The organism is Rufibacter tibetensis, from assembly GCF_001310085.1.
Lineage (GTDB): Bacteria > Bacteroidota > Bacteroidia > Cytophagales > Hymenobacteraceae > Nibribacter > Nibribacter tibetensis.
Genome location: NZ_CP012643.1, coordinates 2,565,625 through 2,582,500, shown reverse-complemented (window position 1 = coordinate 2,582,500; position 16,876 = coordinate 2,565,625). Strand labels below are relative to the sequence as shown.

Annotated in this window: 17 protein-coding genes and 1 tRNA gene; 5 read left to right on the top strand and 13 right to left on the bottom strand. The window is 48.8% G+C overall.

What is annotated here, in order from left to right; genetic code table 11:
* Positions 1–61: 61 nt before the first annotated feature.
* The 5 genes from DC20_RS10445 to rpmH all read right to left on the bottom strand — a co-directional run bounded on the left by DC20_RS10445 (position 62) and on the right by rpmH (position 3,690).
* Positions 62–586: a DUF2480 family protein gene (locus DC20_RS10445; protein WP_062543782.1), complete on the bottom strand. Its 525-nt coding sequence runs from the start codon at positions 584–586 to the stop codon at positions 62–64.
* Positions 587–592: 6 nt separating this feature from the next.
* Positions 593–1,282 carry a tRNA (adenosine(37)-N6)-threonylcarbamoyltransferase complex dimerization subunit type 1 TsaB gene (gene tsaB, locus DC20_RS10440; RefSeq protein ID WP_062543781.1) on the bottom strand — a complete coding sequence of 230 codons (690 nt, stop codon included), beginning with the start codon at positions 1,280–1,282 and terminating at the stop codon, positions 593–595.
* Positions 1,283–1,390: 108 nt separating this feature from the next.
* A complete protein-coding gene (locus DC20_RS10435; protein ID WP_062543780.1) occupies positions 1,391–3,052 on the bottom strand; it encodes a S41 family peptidase in 1,662 nt (553 codons plus the stop codon).
* Positions 3,053–3,085: 33 nt separating this feature from the next.
* The gene (rnpA, locus tag DC20_RS10430; RefSeq protein ID WP_083470296.1) at positions 3,086–3,496 is read right to left on the bottom strand and encodes a ribonuclease P protein component; all 411 of its coding nucleotides are present in this window, start codon (positions 3,494–3,496) and stop codon (positions 3,086–3,088) included.
* Positions 3,497–3,531: 35 nt separating this feature from the next.
* Positions 3,532–3,690 (bottom strand): 50S ribosomal protein L34, encoded by a 159-nt coding sequence (rpmH, locus tag DC20_RS22345; RefSeq protein ID WP_071885432.1) that lies wholly within the window; start codon positions 3,688–3,690, stop codon positions 3,532–3,534.
* A 389-nt stretch (positions 3,691–4,079) separates the two neighbouring features.
* On the opposite strand from rpmH, the gene DC20_RS10425 reads away from it, so the two are divergent.
* Positions 4,080–5,831, top strand: coding sequence for a M61 family metallopeptidase (locus DC20_RS10425; RefSeq protein ID WP_062543779.1), 1,752 nt, complete (start codon positions 4,080–4,082; stop codon positions 5,829–5,831).
* A 176-nt stretch (positions 5,832–6,007) separates the two neighbouring features.
* Positions 6,008–6,826, top strand: a complete 819-nt coding sequence (locus DC20_RS10420; protein WP_245652341.1) for a serine hydrolase — start codon at positions 6,008–6,010, stop codon at positions 6,824–6,826.
* A 138-nt stretch (positions 6,827–6,964) separates the two neighbouring features.
* On the opposite strand, the gene DC20_RS10415 is transcribed toward DC20_RS10420, so the two are convergent.
* Together DC20_RS10415 and DC20_RS10410 are read right to left on the bottom strand one after the other, a co-directional pair.
* Positions 6,965–7,246, bottom strand: coding sequence for a hypothetical protein (locus DC20_RS10415; RefSeq protein ID WP_062543777.1), 282 nt, complete (start codon positions 7,244–7,246; stop codon positions 6,965–6,967).
* Positions 7,247–7,313: 67 nt separating this feature from the next.
* Complete coding sequence (locus tag DC20_RS10410) at positions 7,314–7,628, bottom strand: hypothetical protein (protein WP_157593126.1); 315 nt, start codon at positions 7,626–7,628, stop codon at positions 7,314–7,316.
* Between the two features lie 159 nt (positions 7,629–7,787).
* Here DC20_RS10410 and DC20_RS10400 point away from each other — a divergent pair, with 159 nt between their 5' ends.
* Positions 7,788–8,174 (top strand): STAS/SEC14 domain-containing protein, encoded by a 387-nt coding sequence (locus DC20_RS10400; protein WP_062543774.1) that lies wholly within the window; start codon positions 7,788–7,790, stop codon positions 8,172–8,174.
* Between the two features lie 125 nt (positions 8,175–8,299).
* Here the strand turns inward: DC20_RS10400 and DC20_RS10395 are convergent, their stop codons facing one another.
* The 3 genes from DC20_RS10395 to DC20_RS10385 all read right to left on the bottom strand — a co-directional run bounded on the left by DC20_RS10395 (position 8,300) and on the right by DC20_RS10385 (position 10,864).
* A complete protein-coding gene (locus DC20_RS10395; protein WP_062545909.1) occupies positions 8,300–9,223 on the bottom strand; it encodes a PfkB family carbohydrate kinase in 924 nt (307 codons plus the stop codon).
* 145 nt (positions 9,224–9,368) lie between these two features.
* Positions 9,369–9,445, bottom strand: a tRNA-His gene (locus DC20_RS10390).
* An 81-nt stretch (positions 9,446–9,526) separates the two neighbouring features.
* Positions 9,527–10,864 (bottom strand): dihydroorotase, encoded by a 1,338-nt coding sequence (locus tag DC20_RS10385; protein WP_062545908.1) that lies wholly within the window; start codon positions 10,862–10,864, stop codon positions 9,527–9,529.
* A 124-nt stretch (positions 10,865–10,988) separates the two neighbouring features.
* Here DC20_RS10385 and DC20_RS10380 point away from each other — a divergent pair, with 124 nt between their 5' ends.
* Positions 10,989–12,428, top strand: coding sequence for a DEAD/DEAH box helicase (locus DC20_RS10380; RefSeq protein WP_083470295.1), 1,440 nt, complete (start codon positions 10,989–10,991; stop codon positions 12,426–12,428).
* 159 nt (positions 12,429–12,587) lie between these two features.
* Here the strand turns inward: DC20_RS10380 and DC20_RS10375 are convergent, their stop codons facing one another.
* From DC20_RS10375 to DC20_RS10365, 3 genes are all read right to left on the bottom strand, one after another.
* Positions 12,588–12,965, bottom strand: coding sequence for a hypothetical protein (locus tag DC20_RS10375; protein ID WP_245652340.1), 378 nt, complete (start codon positions 12,963–12,965; stop codon positions 12,588–12,590).
* A gap of 224 nt (positions 12,966–13,189) precedes the next feature.
* Positions 13,190–13,855 (bottom strand): uracil phosphoribosyltransferase, encoded by a 666-nt coding sequence (gene upp, locus DC20_RS10370; protein WP_062543772.1) that lies wholly within the window; start codon positions 13,853–13,855, stop codon positions 13,190–13,192.
* Complete coding sequence (locus DC20_RS10365) at positions 13,810–14,769, bottom strand: hypothetical protein (RefSeq protein ID WP_062543771.1); 960 nt, start codon at positions 14,767–14,769, stop codon at positions 13,810–13,812. Before DC20_RS10365 ends, upp begins: the two co-directional genes overlap by 46 nt.
* A gap of 207 nt (positions 14,770–14,976) precedes the next feature.
* On the opposite strand from DC20_RS10365, the gene DC20_RS10360 reads away from it, so the two are divergent.
* Positions 14,977–16,803 (top strand): hypothetical protein, encoded by a 1,827-nt coding sequence (locus DC20_RS10360; RefSeq protein ID WP_062543770.1) that lies wholly within the window; start codon positions 14,977–14,979, stop codon positions 16,801–16,803.
* Positions 16,804–16,876 lie beyond the last annotated feature (73 nt).

Sequence of the window (16,876 nt, the reverse complement as noted above, 5' to 3'; positions counted from 1 at the left end):
ATATACTGTTGGAGCTTAAGGAGTGATTTTGGCAGAACTCCTTAAGCTCCATCCGGTAGAGTTAGGCAGAGACTACCTTATCCTTCGGCTTTTTATAAATAGGCACTGTTGAGCAAGGCTCACCGTACATAATGCTGCTTACTACCGGTAACAACTTCTGCATGATTTCCACATACGCATAGGTAGGCACTGGTATCTGACCACACCCCTTAATCACCACTTTAGCGTCTTGATATTCTTCAGCATTGATATTGGCAATCGCATCTTGCAACAATGCCTGCTCTAAAGCATCTAAATCTCCGAACACATAGCGGTTCACAAACGGCTGCAGTTTACTTGCTAATAACATATACGCCCAGGTTGGCACAATAGCATCGGTTGAGCAAATAATGGCAACGTTCTTTCCGGTGTATTGTGACCAATCATGGTCTTTAACGAAAGCCCGGAAATCTTTCTCTCGCAGCATAAGCCCATGAAACAAATTGTCTTTTATATCATAGACTACCCGCTCACCGGGGTGCAAGTATTCTTCCAGGTTTAATGTAATAAGCCCGCTGTTAGCTACCCGGTTTACAAACTCTTCCATCTTACTTTATTTCCTTAAGGGTTTAGTAATATATACCTCTTTTAAATAAAATGGCTCATAATAGGCCACATCTTCAAACTTACCTGCTAGTAGCCTAGGAAAGGCTAAGGTGCCAATGGCTTTGGCTGTAGGTTTAACATTCTCCAGGTAAAAAGCGTTCGGGTGAGGAGCCAGAAGTTCTTTTGCTTTGGTTGCCCCGCTTCCGAAGAAGATTATTGGCTGTTTTTCTAATTCCTGGGCAAAAGAAGAACTCTCTAACACCATCGGCTCCACAGGACTTTGTTCATTCAGATCATGCGCCAGGAGACATGTGTACACTTCAGAACGACGGGCATCTAACATGGGGCAAAACAAATAACGCTCTGGGGCAGGCGTGAAAGAAATGACTTGTTGCGCCATGGAGGCCAAAGTACTTACTGAAACTAAAGGTTTGTCTAAAGAAAAGCACAAACCCTTTGCCGTTCCTGTGCCTATCCGCAACCCGGTATAAGATCCGGGCCCACCCGAAACTGCTACGGCATCTAACTGCTTCAACTTCACACCCGCATACTCCAGCACTTGTTCTACCATTACGGTGATATGTGAGGAATGCGATTTCTCCATCTGGAGTTCAGCATAGGAAAGCAAAGCCTGGTCCTGGTGCAGGGCCACAGAACAGACAGAGGAAGATGTTTCTAAAGATAAGATATATGCCATGGGCAAAAGCAAAGCAGTTACAGTCCTGCAAAGCTACGCTATTCTAAAACATAAGGGCAACCGTGCTCCGGTTGCCCTTACTATACTATATATAATATAGAGTAAACTCTATTTCTTGGCACTGGTGGTAAGCAAGCCCTGGTAACGCGCTGGGTTGTTCAATACATCTACCGCAGCCACAATATTCTTATCATCATTGAAGGTGGCCTCTACTAAACCTTTCTGCAGATAATACCGTGAAACTATCTCCTGCTCTAGCAGCTCAGTAATTTCAGCTTTGAACCGCAACAAATCGTTTCCTTTGTTAGCAGCCACTTTCTTTTTGATTTGCTCTATGTCGGCTTTTACTTCTTCATAGTGCTTGTCTTCCTTCGCCTTCTTGATCATATTGTCTAAGGCTTTCTCTACATCAGTGGAGTAAGAAATGTCTTTTCCGTTCAGGAAGGATACAAACCTCTGATACTCGGCGTCAGATAATCTAAAGTCTTTGGCCGAAGCAATGGTAGGATTAGCGGCTCTGAACCGGGTAGCGTAATCAAAGATGTAGTTCTTTGTCACCAATTTGCGGATTATGTCTGGTACCAGTTGCTCTTTCACTTCTACATCTGGGCTAATGCCACCACCGTCATACACTACTCGGCCACTGGCGGTCTTGAATGCTACCCGTAGAGAGTCTGGTGTTTTGTGCAACGAACCGTCTGCATCTCTGTGGGCATAGTCAATGGCTTGAATACACCTGCCGCTTGGTATGTAGTATTTAGCAGTGGTTACTTTTAACTGGGAGTTATAGGAAAGCGGACGCGTCATCTGCACCAAGCCTTTCCCGAAGGTTCTTTCACCCACCAGAACGGCCCGGTCATAATCTTGCAAAGCACCCGCTACAATCTCAGCAGCCGAGGCACTGTTACTGCTGGTCAATACTACTAATGGCATCTGTACGTCTAAAGGCTCATCCAAAGCCTTGTACATCTTATTCCAGTCAGTTACTTTACTTTTAGTGCTGACAATGTCTTTTCCACGCGCCAGGAACAGGTTAGAGATATTTACGGACTCATTCAACAACCCACCCGGGTTGTCACGCAAATCCAGAATCACTTTCTTGGCCCCTTGCTCTTTCAATTTAGTTACGGCATTGCGCACCTCGCGGCCTGCGTCAACGGTAAACCCAGAGAGTTGCAAGTAGCCGATCTCAGGTGTCACCATGCCATAATAAGGAACGTTGCTGATTTGAATATTAGCCCGGGTAACATCCACCACCATCGGCTTCTCCGCCCCAAAGCGCTTGATCTCCAGTTTCACAATGGTGCCCGCCTGCCCTTTCAACAGTTTGCTTACCTCATTGTCTGATTTCTTGGCAAGGTCTACCCCGTCAATCTTCAATATCTCATCGCCAATGATCAGGCCTGCCTTTTGGGCGGGAGAACCCTCGTGCGGCAAAGAGATGATGGTACGGCCTTCGCGCTTGCCTACCAAGGCACCAATTCCGCCGTACTGACCAGTGGTCATGGTACGGAAGTCTTCTATATCGTCTTCAGGAATATAATTAGTGTAAGGGTCCAGTGACTTGAGCATAGCATCAATGCCGGTACGCACCAGTTTGGAGGGAGCCACATCGTCTACGTAATAAGTATTCACCTCTTTGAAGAGCGTGGCGAAGATGTCAAGGTTTTTGGCGATATCGAAATAGCGCTCAGAGCCATCGTTCGTGAACGAAAAAAGGCCCCATGCGGTGCCCGCCACCAATAGGCCGGCAAAAGTTTTCTTCAACATATCAGCAGCGGTGAAAACAGGAAAAAGAGAAGACTATTTAAGAAGCAAACGCTCTAGCCCTGAATTTAGTTTTTTGCTGATAAGATTGAAAGGATTTTTTTCTTTTCCTATGTAGAGGATGCCAATATACCACGTGCCGCTTTCCGGGGTGGGCTTGGAAAAAACGTGTTTGTGCAGCCGGTAAGCTTCGCGCATCTGTCTTTTCAGGCGGTTGCGGTCTACGGCTTTTTTGAAATTCCGCTTTGACACCGATACCAATACCTGAACGGGGAGTTCAGACGGGACGGGCACATGCAGCGCCACGAAACGGAGCGGATAAGAATTAAAAGAAGAACCTTCACGGAAAAGCTGTTCAATCAGCTTTTTGCTCCGTAAACGTTCTTCTTTCGGAAATCTATAAGAAATCGATTGCTCTTCTGCAGAATGTTCAGTGAAGGTACCCATTCGCGAGGCGCCTTGCAGCGAGCTACTCAGAAAAATTAGGCTTTGTGTCTTCTTTCGTCAGAAACGGTCAGTTTGTGACGGCCTTTAGCTCTTCTGCTAGCTAATACTCTACGTCCGTTGGCAGTTTCCATTCTTGAGCGGAAACCATGCTTATTTCTTCTTTTGCGTTGCGAAGGTTGGAATGTTCTTTTCATCTTACACTAAACATTATATTAAGGGCTGCAAAATTAGGAAATCAATTCTGATAAATCAAACCCCTATGTGCATTTTAATTTGATTATTTGCATGTTATCTCTTCCTGCTGAAAGCCTTGCTGCATCACCAGGCACTAAGAAAGGCATTTTCAAGCGCATTTTAAAAAAACAAAGGCAAAGCAGCGTGCCCGGTTAAAGAGCTAGAAACCAAAAGCTCAACTTACACCATTACCCCTCTGCTGCTCTGTCAACCAAAGCAACCCTGCTAACATTCCGCGTTCCAAAGAAGGCCGCTTAAGAAACCATTTTAGACCTGTTTTCCTGAAATGAGTACGAAAACCCCATACCTTCGTTAGACAAAATAAGATCACTTATATACTTATCACACCGTGCCACACTACCATCTCTCTTTCCAGAACCCCCTTTCCGGCTTTCTGCAAGTCCGGACGTCTATAGAGAACATTATCGGACCAGAAGTTTACCTGCAGTTGCCTGCCTGGCGGCCCGGCCGATACGAACTGCAGAACTTCGCGCAGAAACTGCAAGCTTTTGAAGTAACAGCCCCAGATGGTTCTCCCCTGCCCTTCAAGAAAGTAACCAAAGACCGGTGGCAGGTAGAAACCAAAGGGAACCAAGCCTTGGAGGTTCGCTACAACTTTTATGCCCGCCAGATGGATGGCGGAGGGTCATGGTTGTCCTCAGATTTTCTTTACGTGAACCCCGTGAACTGCCTCCTCACTCCAGAAGGGCAGGAACAGGAAGCCTGCACCTTGTCATTGACCATTCCCGAAGAGTGGGAAATTGCCTGCGGTTTACCTGAAACAGAGCGGCACACGCTGCAAGCCTTGAACTTTGACCATTTGGTAGATTCTCCGTTCATCGCCAGCGCAACGCTGCAGCATGAAGTGTATGAAGAACAGGGCATTCCATTCCACGTGTGGTTTCAGGGAGACTGCACTCCAGATTGGAAACAGATTCTTCCACACTTCAAGGAGTTCACCAAAGAGCAACTGGCCTTGTTCCAGACCTTTCCGGTGAAGGACTATCATTTTTTGAACATCATCCTTCCATATACCCATTACCATGGGGTGGAACACCTGAATTCTACGGTCATTACCTTAGGCCCCTCAGAGCAGTTGATGCTACCAGCGCTCTATAAAGAACTGCTGGGCGTGAGTTGCCACGAACTTTTTCACACGTGGAACATCAAGCAAATCCGGCCTAAGGAGATGCTGCCGTATGATTTTACCCGCGAGAACTACTTCAGAACCGGCTACGTGGCCGAGGGCGTGACTACCTATTATGGCGATTACCTGCTGGCCCGCAGCGGTGTCTTCACCACAGACCAGTACTTCCAGGAACTGAACACTGTACTCAAGCGCCATTCCATAGACCAAGGAGAAGCAAACCTTTCCGTAGCCGACTCTTCCTTTGATACTTGGCTGGACGGCTACAAACCCGGCATCCCCGACCGGAAGGTGAGCATTTACCACAAAGGCTGTATTGCGGCACTGGTGCTGGACCTGGAGATTAGGCGGGCTACCCAAAACGCCCGTTCGCTTGATGATGTGATGCGCCGCATGTGGCAGGAGTTCGGACAGCCCGGCATTGGCTACTCTGAGGCAGATTACCAGCGCCTGACTGAAGAAGTAGCTGGCGTTTCCTTAGAGCAGTATTTTCAGGAGATGATCTTCGGAACGGTGCCCTTTGAAAAATGGCTAACTCCAGCTTTGGAGTACGTGGGCTGCTCCCTGGAGAAAGAACCGGCAGTACTGTCCTATGAAAGCACGTACGGTTTCCGGTTGAACGCTGCCATGCCTACCTCTTCCGTCATTGGATATGTGGTCCCTAACTCTCCGGCTTCTACTGCCCTTTCCGTGGATGATGAATTGATTGCCATTAACGGACGGAAACTGGAAAACAGCAACTTGCAGAACTTGATCAAAGGCCAATCAGAAATAGAAGTGACCTTGTTTCGGCAAAAGACCTTGAAAACGGTGAAGCTGAAGCCCGATGGAACGGTATACTTGCCGCAGTACTGCGTGAAAAAGAACCCAAAGGCATCGGCTGAGCAGCAAGCTAATTTCAAACACTGGCTTAAGCAGGACTTCAAAGAGCCGGAAAAAGCCAGTGGAGAATAGCGTACGATTACTGCCTGCTTTTCAGAAAATAGACAGTAAACGGAGCAAGGCTGCTATTTAACGTTTACGGCACTTGCTTACCTTGAGCACAAAACTTCATTATGCGCACATTCTTCCCGATTCTTACTCTGACCCTCCTATTGCTGGGTTGCACCGTTTCCAAACCCAAAAAGAACATGCTTCAGTTAAGAGAAGAGGTACTGGCCGAACTAGGCAAACAGAAAGGCACCTTTGCCGTGGCGTTCAAAGACCTGAAAACCGGCGAGGAGCTGCTTTTGAACGAGCATGAAAGCTTCCACGCCGCCAGCACCATGAAAACGCCCGTGCTCATTGAAGCCTACAAACAAGCGTCCGAGGGAAAATTTGCCATCACGGATTCAGTTCTGGTGAAGAATGAGTTCAAAAGCATTGTGGATGGAAGCCCTTTCAGCATCGGGCCGCAAGACGACAGCGAGCAGGAACTGTACTCGCAACTGGGGCAGAAACGCCCTTTGTCTGAACTGCTGTACAAGATGATCATCCAGAGCAGCAACCTGGCCACCAACATTGTCATAGAAAAACTGGACGCGAAGAACGTGACTCAAACCATGCGGGACTTGGGCGCGAAAGACATGCAGGTGCTGCGTGGGGTGGAAGACACCAAGGCCTACCGCCAGGGAATGAACAACACCACTACTGCCTATGACCTGATGGTGCTCTTCCAAAAAATGGCCCTAGGAAAAACGGTGAGCAAATCCGCCTCGCAGGAAATGATTAAAATTTTGCTGGAACAGAAGTTTAAAGACGTAATTCCGGCCAAACTGCCCCAGGAGGTGACAGTGGCCCATAAGACAGGTTGGATCACGGGCGTGCGGCATGACTCGGGCATCGTGTTCCTGCCCGATGGACGTCAATACGTGTTGGTGCTGCTCTCAAAAGGGTTAGAGGATGAAAAAGCGGGCATAGAGGCTATGGCCAATGTCTCACAAATGATCTACCAGCACGTAGAGAAATAGCCCTGTGTTCTGAGCTCTCTTTTAAATAAAAAAGAAGGCATAAACTGAATGTCAGCTTTTCCATTCAATGTAAAAACAAAAAAGCGGAGGCTGCTCTTTAAAGAGCAGCCTCCGCTTTTTACTTATGAACGGTACTTCTTATTTACCGCGGTCTACCTGGTTGTCACTTGGGTTACTGCGGGGTCTGTCTCCGCCATCGCCATAAGAGGCATTAACCCCTTCACGGTTGTTGTTTCCGGTTCTGGACACGGCACGCTCATCCTGAATGGTAGTACCACCGCTCTTAGAGCTCATGTAGCTACTTTCCGGGGTTTGGGGCGTATCATCATCTGGAGTAAGGTGCTTGTGGTCAGTATTGTCAATAAAACCACCCTTTTTATTATCCTTTTCTCCGCTGTGATTCTTTTTATTGCTGCTCATAAAATCCTCCGTTTGGTTAAGTGATACCTTCCTATACGTGCGCCTTTGCTAAAAGTATATCACTTTATCAGCTAAAAGCTAAGACTAAAAGCACCAGCAGCGTGGGCAAAGAAAGGTAAAACCAGAAAAGAACGTGTCTGCGGTAGCTTCTGGGCACCTGCGAACTGGCAAATAAAAGGGCACTCACCAAAACGGCCATGTAGATTAAAATAAAGTACATGACCTTGTTCCAGTTGCGCACAATAGAACCACCCTGCTCCTCTACCTCGGGGTCAGTTGGAATAAGCCAGGTCACCAGTCCGTAGTACACGGCTATTTCCAGCGCCAGGAACACCACCGCCCCCACAAAGATGGCCACTGATGTATTATTTTTTTTCTGCATTGCTATCAATCTAGAAACCAACCTAGGTAAATCTTTGCAGAATTCAGGAATTTTCAACAGTTTTCAACTCTCTTTCACTAAATCTGACCTTAAACACGTTAAGAAAATGGAGCAGGCAGCGTCTACCTACCAGAGGGTGAAAAACTGCCTTTATGCAGCATGAGGACGAATCAAGTAGACATAGTTTCACGGGTTGTATTAGCAACCTTTGAAGGTTTTTTGAAGTACCACGAGTTTAAGCAGATTGCAGAAAACAGTCTTGCGTTGGTGCAGGAAACCGGGTATTCCAAAATACTCGTGGACACAAGCAAGATCAAGGTAATTCAGAAGGAAAGCCAGGAATGGATCAACAATGAATGGTTTCCCAAAGCCGTTAATGCGGGCGTCACGCACATGGCTTTCCTTATCCCGCAGGATTACTTCGGGAAGGTGAGCGTGGAATCCACTAACAAGCACATGGCCCAGCGAGGTGACATTGAGATCCAATACTTCACTGATGAAAAATCGGCCAGAAGGTGGTTGCGGTCAAAAACTCAACTTGCCTGAGTTTAGCGCCTGTTTATCTAAAAACATCAAAAAAAGCCCGGGGCTACTGATACAGATCAGTAGCCCCGGGCTTTTGTATACATTTCGTTTTAAGGCCGCTTTTAAGAAAACTGCCCTTAAACTGATTAAGCTTGCTGTGGCTGGAAGTTCACCAGTTTCACAAACTCCAGAACGCGGGTGACTACTTCATCAGGTTGCAAATCAACCAGACGCTCGGTCCCGAACTGCTCTACACAGAAAGAGGCCATGGCAGACCCATTTATAACAGCGCGTTTCATGTTATCAAAGCTGATGTCATCTGTGGAGGCCAGGTAGCCAATAAAACCACCTGCAAATGTATCACCAGCCCCAGTTGGGTCAAATACTTCCTCCAGCGGTAAAGCCGGCGCGAAGAACACCTCTTCCCCGTGGAACAACAGCGCACCGTGCTCACCTTTTTTGATGATGAGGTATTTAGGACCCATGCCCATGATCTTCTTGGCTGCTTTCACCAGCGAGTACTCGCCGCTCAGCTGGCGGGCTTCCTCGTCATTGATGCTGAGCACGTCTACCATGCCAATGGTTTGGATCAAATCATCCAGCGCAATGTCCATCCAGAAGTTCATGGTGTCCATCACAATCAGCTTAGGCCGGTTAGTCAGGCGCTCAATCACCTGGCGCTGCACCTGCGGAGCCAGGTTGCCCAGCATCAGGTATTTGCAGTCTTGGTAGCTTTCCGGGATAATCGGGTCGAAATCGCCTAGCACGTTCAGTTCAGTGACCAGCGTCTCGCGGCTGTTCATGTCATTGAAGTAACGGCCAGACCAGAAGAATGACTTCTCGTTTTCTTTAATTTGTAAACCATCTACGTTAATGCCTTTGCTCTGCAACATGGCAATGTCTGACTTCAGGAAGTCGCCTCCTACCACAGACACCAGGTTCACGGGCTGCACAAAGTGGGCGGCTGACAAAGAAATGAAGGTTCCGGCTCCGCCGATGATCTTTTCCCGTTTGCCGAACGGAGTTTCCAGCGCATCAAACGCCACTGACCCGACTACTAATAGACTCATGTGTTTTCTTTTACGGTTCTTCAGTTTAAGGAAGTGGTTTGCTCTGCGCCGCACCTCCGCACAAATGTATGCTTTTTCGTTTTACGGCCCTTTCCAGGAAAACAGCCCGAAAACAAAAAAAGCCCCTGACGAATCAGGAGCTTTTTGGGGTGGCCGATGGGGTTCGAACCCACGACTTCCAGAATCACAATCTGGTGCTCTAACCAGCTGAACTACGGCCACCGTGTAATTGGAGAGCAAAAGTAGCAGGGATTATGATTGAACGCAAGTATTAGTCCGTATTTTTATCTAATATTTTTCTTTCTAGCGGCTAAACAACACTCTTTCACCACGTTTGCTTTCGTCAAAATTTCCGTGCTGGTAAGCCAGATGCCCAGACACAATGGTATGCGTCACCACGCCCGGCAAGCTCTGCCCTTCCAGCGGTGACCAACCACACTTATAATGAATGTTGTCTTTGGTTACCGTTTGGTTCTGGTTTAAATCCACCAACACCAGATCGGCCCAATAGCCTTCCCGGATGAACCCGCGCTTTTCTACCTGAAAACAGATGGCCGGAGCATGGCACATTTTCTCCACCACCCGCTCCAGAGAGATTTTGCCTTGCTGATAGAACGCCAACATGACCTGCAACGAGTGCTGCACGAGCGGCAACCCAGAGGGTGCTCCTTTGTAAGTAGTTGCCTGCTTTTCTTCCCAAGTGTGCGGGGCATGGTCTGTGGCAATGATATCTAATTTGTTGTCCAGCAATCCCTGGAACAAAGCTTCTTTGTGCCGGGCCTCTTTGATAGCCGGGTTACATTTGATCTGAGCGCCTAACGTCTCATACTGCGCGGCATCAAACCAGAGATGATGCACGCAGACCTCGGCGGTAATCCGTTTCTGCTCCAGCGGTACGTCATTGGAGAACAAGGCCAGTTCTTCGGCGGTGCTGATGTGCAGGATGTGCAAACGCGCATTGTGCTTCTTAGCCAATTCTACCGCCATGCTGGATGATTTGTAGCAAGCCTCTACGTTCCTGATCTCAGGGTGCGCGCTCATGGGAATATTGTCACCATATTGCTCTGTAGCCCGTTGCATGTTGGCTCTGATGGTAGCCTCGTCCTCGCAGTGGGTGGCAATGAGCATGGGCGATTGCTTGAAGATTCCTTCCAGCGTTTGCGCATTATCTACCAACATATTGCCAGTGCTGGAGCCCATGAACAACTTGATGCCGCAAACACTGCGGGTATCCGTCTTCAGGATCTCCTCTAAGTTGTCATTGGTTCCGCCCATAAAGAAGGAGTAGTTCGCCAGTGACTTCTGGGCTGCGGTGTCATACTTCTGCTGGAGCAGTTCCTGCGTGGTAGCGTTAGGAACAGTATTAGGCATTTCCATAAACGTGGTCACGCCACCGGCTACGGCTGCTCTGGGCTCAGAGTACAAATCTGCTTTGTAGGTAAGGCCGGGGTCCCGGAAGTGAACCTGGTCGTCAATGATGCCAGGCAGCAGGTATTGGCCTTTGGCGTCTATCACCGTATCAGCAATAGCGTTTAGATTCTGCCCGATGGAATGGATGTACCCGTTTTTCACCAGCACATCGGCGGCCTGAATCTGGCCTTCGTTTAATAGTTGCGCGTTTTTGATCAGGATGCTGTTCATAGCGCTAAGATAAAGGTCATCTTGGTAATACATTTCATTTAGGTGCCTTTTCCCTAAAACTGCTCTAAAACGTATTAATGATGAGAGCCCTAGACACAAATCTCAATTCTGTACCTTTGCACCGATGATAGAAGAAGAAAACGAAAATCTTGCCCCGGAGCAGGACGAACACATAGCCCCAGAGGCAACGGAGGAAACCGCGCAGGAAGAAGAGGCGCTGCCTAGTTTTGAAGATTTCAAGCTGAACAAACAGTTGCTGAACGCCATTTCTGAGCTTGGTTACCAGAAACCCACACCGGTTCAAACCCAGACCATTCCGTTGGCCATGGCCGGGCATGACGTGATGGGCATTGCGCAAACAGGTACGGGCAAAACGGCCGCCTACGTGTTGCCGTTGCTTATGAAAGTAAAGTACGCCCAAGGCAAACACCCCCGTGCCCTCATCTTAGCGCCCACCCGCGAGCTGGTGATGCAGATAGAAGAGAACATCCACAAATTCAGTGCTTACTTAGATTTGCGCACCGTAGGCATCTACGGCGGCGTGGGACCTAAAACTCAGATTGAGCGCATCCAAGCCGGTATTGATGTTCTGGTAGCCACGCCTGGGCGCCTCATAGACATCTACCGCAAAGGCGAACTGCACCTGAAAGAACTAAAAACGCTGGTGCTGGACGAAGCCGACAAGATGATGGACATGGGCTTTATGCCCCAGATCAGGCAAATTTTAGAAATAATACCCCGTAAACGGCAAAACCTGCTGTTCTCCGCAACCATGCACGAACGGGTGCATATCTTGTCTGAGGAGTTTCTTGAGTTCCCAATGGTGGTAGAAGTAACCCCGCAAGCCACTCCGGTGGAAACGGTGAGCCAGAAACTGTACCGGGTGCCTAACCTGCGTACCAAGATTGCTTTGCTGGAGTACCTGTTCAAGGATAAGGAGACGTTTAACCGCGTCATGATCTTTACCCGCAGCAAAACCAACGCCGATAATGTGAGTTCTTTCCTGGACCGGAAAGGCCAGGGTGGTGTTCGCGTGGTACACGGAAACAAAGGCCAGAACACCCGCATCAACGCCGTAGAGGCTTTCAGAGACGGAGAAGTCCGCTATCTGGTAGCCACTGACGTAGCAGCCCGCGGCATCGACATCAATGATGTAAGCCACGTGATCAACTTTGACGTGCCTATTATCTATGAGGATTATGTGCACCGCATCGGCCGTACCGGAAGAGCCGAACAGAAAGGTGCTTCCATCATCTTCGCGAACGAAGCTGAGATGCATCACATTGAGCGCATTGAGAAGCTGATTAAAATGAAAATACCGGAGGCTTCCCTGCCAGAGGAGGTACGGGTGCACGAAACACCTTTTGAAGAGCAACAGGCCATCAACAAGGAGCTTGACAACCAAAAGCGCCGTGATGACCCAGACTTCAAAGGAGCGTTCCACGAGAAAAAGGCCCGTCCGCAGTACGAGAACAAAGGCAAAGGCGAAAAAGTGAGAGACTTGAAGAAAGCCGGCTGGAAGAAAACCAAAGCCGGTGGCGGCAGCAAGCGCAAAAGCCGGTAATTAAGTGCTGGTTGTTAATTGTTGATTGTTACAAAGCTTGGGAAGCTTGTTTTTAACAAGGTTTCCAAAAAACACCTTTACAACAGAAGAGCCGCAGGTGTATCCTGCGGCTCTTCTGTTTATATCAATATAAAGCAATTAGCGATTAACAACCAGCAACTACTTCTGCAGGAACTGCAGAAAAGGCAGGTGGCTCAGTTTATATAGAGTAAGGGTTACAGCGAACCCCCAGAAGACAGCGCTCCAAAGCATGTGTAACAAGATTCGGCTTTTGGATACTCCCAGAACGGTGGCCAGCACGGTGCCTACAATTGGCGTGAAGAGTACGGGCGTAAGGAAAGCAATACCAGACATGCCAAACCGCTTCCAAACCGAAACGATGCGGCGGTTCTTCTTACTAAACATGGGCTTGTTTTTCGCGCGTTGGCGGGCTACGTACCGGTCATGCACCGCTGAGCCTATCAATGAAAACAGCACTACGCTAGTCATCATGCCCGCAATGGTTAGCCCTAGAGTAGCCCAAAAGGATACCCCCATGGTTAACCCAACCAAAGGACCTCCAAAGAACTTTACCGCGCTCAGAAGATAAACAGAAATATATTTTAGAACTGCAGCAATCATACAGCCTTAAAATCAAAAGTTACATCCAACATCTTACCCTTATCTTATCTGCAAGCCCTTTAAAACAAGAACTTTGCACACTAAACTACTTTACTAGTAACGCTCCTTTGCCAGAAGGTACTAGGTCAAAAGAAAGTATCTTATTGCACTTTCTCATTTTTTTCACCGAATGCCAGATCTCCGGCATCTCCTAAACCTGGCACTATATAGGCATGATCATTCAGGTGTTCATCAAGGGCGCCCAGCCAAAGCTCCGCTTCGGGTATTTGCTCTTGTACATGCGTTACTCCTTCGGGGCTGGCAATGATGGCCGCAATGATAATTCGCTTGGGCGTGCCATACAGAAGCATGTCCTTATACGTGAGCACCAAGGACTTTCCGGTAGCCAACATAGGGTCCACCAGAATCAGGATCTTGCCCTCCAGGTGCGGCGTAGCCATGTAGTCTAAGTGAACAGATAGTTTGCGTCCGCCCTCTACCCTATAGGCCCCCACAAAAGCACTGGTAGCATGATCAAAATAATTCAGGAACCCCTGGTGGAACGGCAAACCGGCCCTAAGCACGGTAGCCAGCACCGGGAACTCTTGTAGCAACGTTTGCTGCGTTCTGGCCAGAGGGGTTTGAATGGTTTGTTCTGAATACGCCAAGGTTTCCGATATCTTGTACGCCATGATCTCTCCCAAGCGCTCAAGATTCCGGCGGAACCGCAAGCTGTCTTTCTGCACCGTTACGTCGCGCAACTCAGAAATGAAATGATTGGCTAGCGAAGGTGTTTGGCTAAGAATGTGAAGACGGTTGGAGTCCATTGCAGCGCAGAGGGTTTAGGTTTACTGCTTAAAGATACGTAGGAGACCGGCTGCGCACCAAAGCCAGCGTAAAAATTCGCCACGCCAGGTACTTCGCTCCCTTCAAAGTCAAACGTTTTGCCTGAACTGGCTTCCTTCTGTATAAGATGGTCCAGCAGAAAGGCCATCGCGTTTACCGCTCGCCCCTGGTTTGAACTTGCCCCAAACAGAAAGGTAATTCTATGCGCAGTGCTGAGGATGAACGTAGAGGCTAACAGATTATTATGGTTCCTTACTTCCCACACCTGCCCTACTCCTTCTTTAAAGGCTTGGTCATGAAGTTTTTTTAATAGGTGATAATGCCGCTCCCGCAGAGGTAGCTCTTTTCCTTTGGTGCTTTGGAACAATGCTATCAGCGGAGCGATAGTTGAAGTCTGTTGCAGGACTAGTTGGCTCTTGACTGCTTTCTTCAGATTCCGTTGGAGGTTAGTGGTGTACCCTTGCTTTATGATTGCATAACTTGGTTTTAGAGACAGTTCATAATTAGGCCTCCAGCGCCATTCCCATTGATCCGGGAGTTCAGGAGCATTACTGAAGGGCCACGGCAGTTGATAGTGCACCTGTACGTAAAGTTCTGGCAAGAGAGCCAGGTACTCTTCAGCAGACCTGTGCTGGCTGGCAGCGGTGATGGCCAGCCCCAACTGCTGCGTGAACAAGGGTTGATACACCCTTTTGCGGCCAAGTAGCTTTTTCACCGGCAGCGGAAACAGGGAGACGTATTCTTTCCCTTGTATTTCCACCAGCGCTTCCCATTGGTTAGCGCACACCACATTCAGGTACCAGACATGCAAATACACCAGCGGCTTATCTGCCTTCTGCAAACAAGCTTCCCAAAACACTGGGTCTATCTCATGGTGGCGCAACAACTGGATCATGGCGCCGGAAAGATACTGCTTTCAAAGCTTCAGGCGATGTTCTCCCTAGCATTCCTTCTGCTTTGAGGCTGTTTTGGGAAAAGAAGGCCTTAAATTCCTGCTTGCTTTATCCAGATACCCGCGCTACTACTGGGGTAGGCAACCTGTTGGCGAAAGGAAGAGTACACGCTCAAAATTCCATTAACTTAGCATCTTCAAACTAGATATATGAGAAAAACATACCGTCTGCTGTTGGGTCTATGTCTGATGGCCGGCTCTGCGTCGGCGCAGGATGCTACTGTGCCCCTCAACCAAGATGTGTACCGGGTGATTGACCGCTACCACATCAAACACAACACCGGAAACCTGCATACTTCGTTCAGACCCTATGGCCGTGCCCGGGTAGCCGAGTTAGCCGAAGCAGCTCGCCAGGAAGCTGCAAAGCCGGGTGCCAAGCCTCAGTCTCGCACAGACAAGTACAACATCAATTACCTGCTCAGAGACAACTGGAACTATACCCGTGACACGCTGAGCATCAACACCCGTGATACGCTCACCAATACCACCTCCAGCGATTCCCTGACTGTCTACCCTCTGGATTCTCTTAGCACCGGGCGACCTACTACCCCCATCACGTCTCCCCCTCTTATTACGTCTGCTCCTGAGGCCAAGCCTTCTTTTTTCCGGCGCTTTTACAGAAACAGAATTGACCTTTACCATTATGACAGCCCAGACTTCACCTTGCGGGTAAACCCAGTACTGGGGCTGCAGGCTGGGGTAGATAATGAGACCGATGGGTTGCGTTACCTCAACACCCGGGGCGTACAGGTAGAAGGTTCCCTTGATGGAAAACTGGGCTTCTACACCTTTTTGGCAGACAACCAGGTGAAACTACCCGGGTACGTAAACCAAAGGGTTTCACGTGACAACATCGTGCCACATGAAGCCTACTGGAAAACGTTCGGCTCTGGGGGTTATGACTTTTTCTCGGCCAGAGGCTATGTCAACTATGCGGCTACCAAACACATCAGCGTGATGCTGGGTCATGACCGCAATTTTATCGGCAACGGGTTCCGGTCCATGATTCTGTCTGATTATGCTGCACCCTATTTTTTCTTAAAGCTTCAAACCCAGGTTTGGAAGCTGCAGTACACCAACCTCTACGCCGAACTCACCCAAGATTTTAAATTCGCAGATCAACTCTACGACAAAAAGTACATGACGCTGCACCACCTCAGCGTAAACCTTTTGCCAAACCTGAACGTGGGTGTTTTTGAGTCTGTGATCTTTGGGCGGGACAGAGGCCGTTTTGAGCTGCAGTACCTGAACCCCGTTATTTTCTACCGCAGCGTTGAGCAAGGCTTAGGTTCAGAAGACAACGCCTTACTAGGAATGGACTTTAAGTGGAACATCCTTAACCGCGTGCAATTCTACGGGCAAGCCGTGCTGGATGAATTCCTCATTAGTGAACTGCGGGCCGGCAACGGTTGGTGGGGAAACAAATTTGCCCTGCAAGGCGGCGCCAAATACATTGATGCCTTCGGGATTTCCAATCTTGATTTGCAAGGAGAGTTGAATTTGGCCCGGCCGTTTACTTACCAACACGAAGATCCATCTAAAAACTACCAGCACTATCTGCAGCCACTGGCGCACCCCATGGGAGCCAACCTGGCCGAGGCCGTGGGTATTGTGCGGTACCAGCCGTTGCCTAAGCTAACGCTTACCGGTAAGCTCATCGCCACGCGTTACGGGCAGGATCCAGCCAACACCATAGACGAAGAAGGCAACATTATTCAGTACAACTTCGGAGGGAACGTCCTGAAACCATATACCACCCGTCCGGGCGATTATGGTTTTCAGATAGGAGACGGCGTAACCACCAACCAGGTTTACGGAGAGGCCACTGCTTCTTTCCAGATCATGTATAACATGTTCCTGGACGTGACCCAGGTGATTCGGCGCGCCGAAGCCAATGACAGTCGGTTTAACCGGAACAGCTCCTTCTCTGCTATTTCTTTCCGGTGGAACATTCCGCAACGGACCCACGAGTTATAGGAGAACCCAATCATCTTAAAGCAGCATCGCCCGTCATTCCTTAAGAGTGGCGGGCGATGCTGCTTTAGGGCTT

Coding starts and splice junctions, on each gene's coding strand:
- DC20_RS10435 (WP_062543780.1), bottom strand. CDS start 3,052: ATGTTGAAGAAAACTTTTGCCGGCCTATTGGTGGCGGGCACCGCATGG.
- rpmH (WP_071885432.1), bottom strand. CDS start 3,690: ATGAAAAGAACATTCCAACCTTCGCAACGCAAAAGAAGAAATAAGCAT.
- rnpA (WP_083470296.1), bottom strand. CDS start 3,496: ATGGGTACCTTCACTGAACATTCTGCAGAAGAGCAATCGATTTCTTAT.
- DC20_RS10420 (WP_245652341.1), top strand. CDS start 6,008: ATGCTTCAGTTAAGAGAAGAGGTACTGGCCGAACTAGGCAAACAGAAA.
- DC20_RS10380 (WP_083470295.1), top strand. CDS start 10,989: ATGATAGAAGAAGAAAACGAAAATCTTGCCCCGGAGCAGGACGAACAC.
- upp (WP_062543772.1), bottom strand. CDS start 13,855: ATGGACTCCAACCGTCTTCACATTCTTAGCCAAACACCTTCGCTAGCC.
- DC20_RS10400 (WP_062543774.1), top strand. CDS start 7,788: ATGAGGACGAATCAAGTAGACATAGTTTCACGGGTTGTATTAGCAACC.
- DC20_RS10360 (WP_062543770.1), top strand. CDS start 14,977: ATGAGAAAAACATACCGTCTGCTGTTGGGTCTATGTCTGATGGCCGGC.
- DC20_RS10410 (WP_157593126.1), bottom strand. CDS start 7,628: ATGCAGAAAAAAAATAATACATCAGTGGCCATCTTTGTGGGGGCGGTG.
- DC20_RS10365 (WP_062543771.1), bottom strand. CDS start 14,769: ATGATCCAGTTGTTGCGCCACCATGAGATAGACCCAGTGTTTTGGGAA.
- DC20_RS10395 (WP_062545909.1), bottom strand. CDS start 9,223: ATGAGTCTATTAGTAGTCGGGTCAGTGGCGTTTGATGCGCTGGAAACT.
- DC20_RS10415 (WP_062543777.1), bottom strand. CDS start 7,246: ATGAGCAGCAATAAAAAGAATCACAGCGGAGAAAAGGATAATAAAAAG.
- DC20_RS10375 (WP_245652340.1), bottom strand. CDS start 12,965: ATGGGGGTATCCTTTTGGGCTACTCTAGGGCTAACCATTGCGGGCATG.
- tsaB (WP_062543781.1), bottom strand. CDS start 1,282: ATGGCATATATCTTATCTTTAGAAACATCTTCCTCTGTCTGTTCTGTG.
- DC20_RS10385 (WP_062545908.1), bottom strand. CDS start 10,864: ATGAACAGCATCCTGATCAAAAACGCGCAACTATTAAACGAAGGCCAG.
- DC20_RS10445 (WP_062543782.1), bottom strand. CDS start 586: ATGGAAGAGTTTGTAAACCGGGTAGCTAACAGCGGGCTTATTACATTA.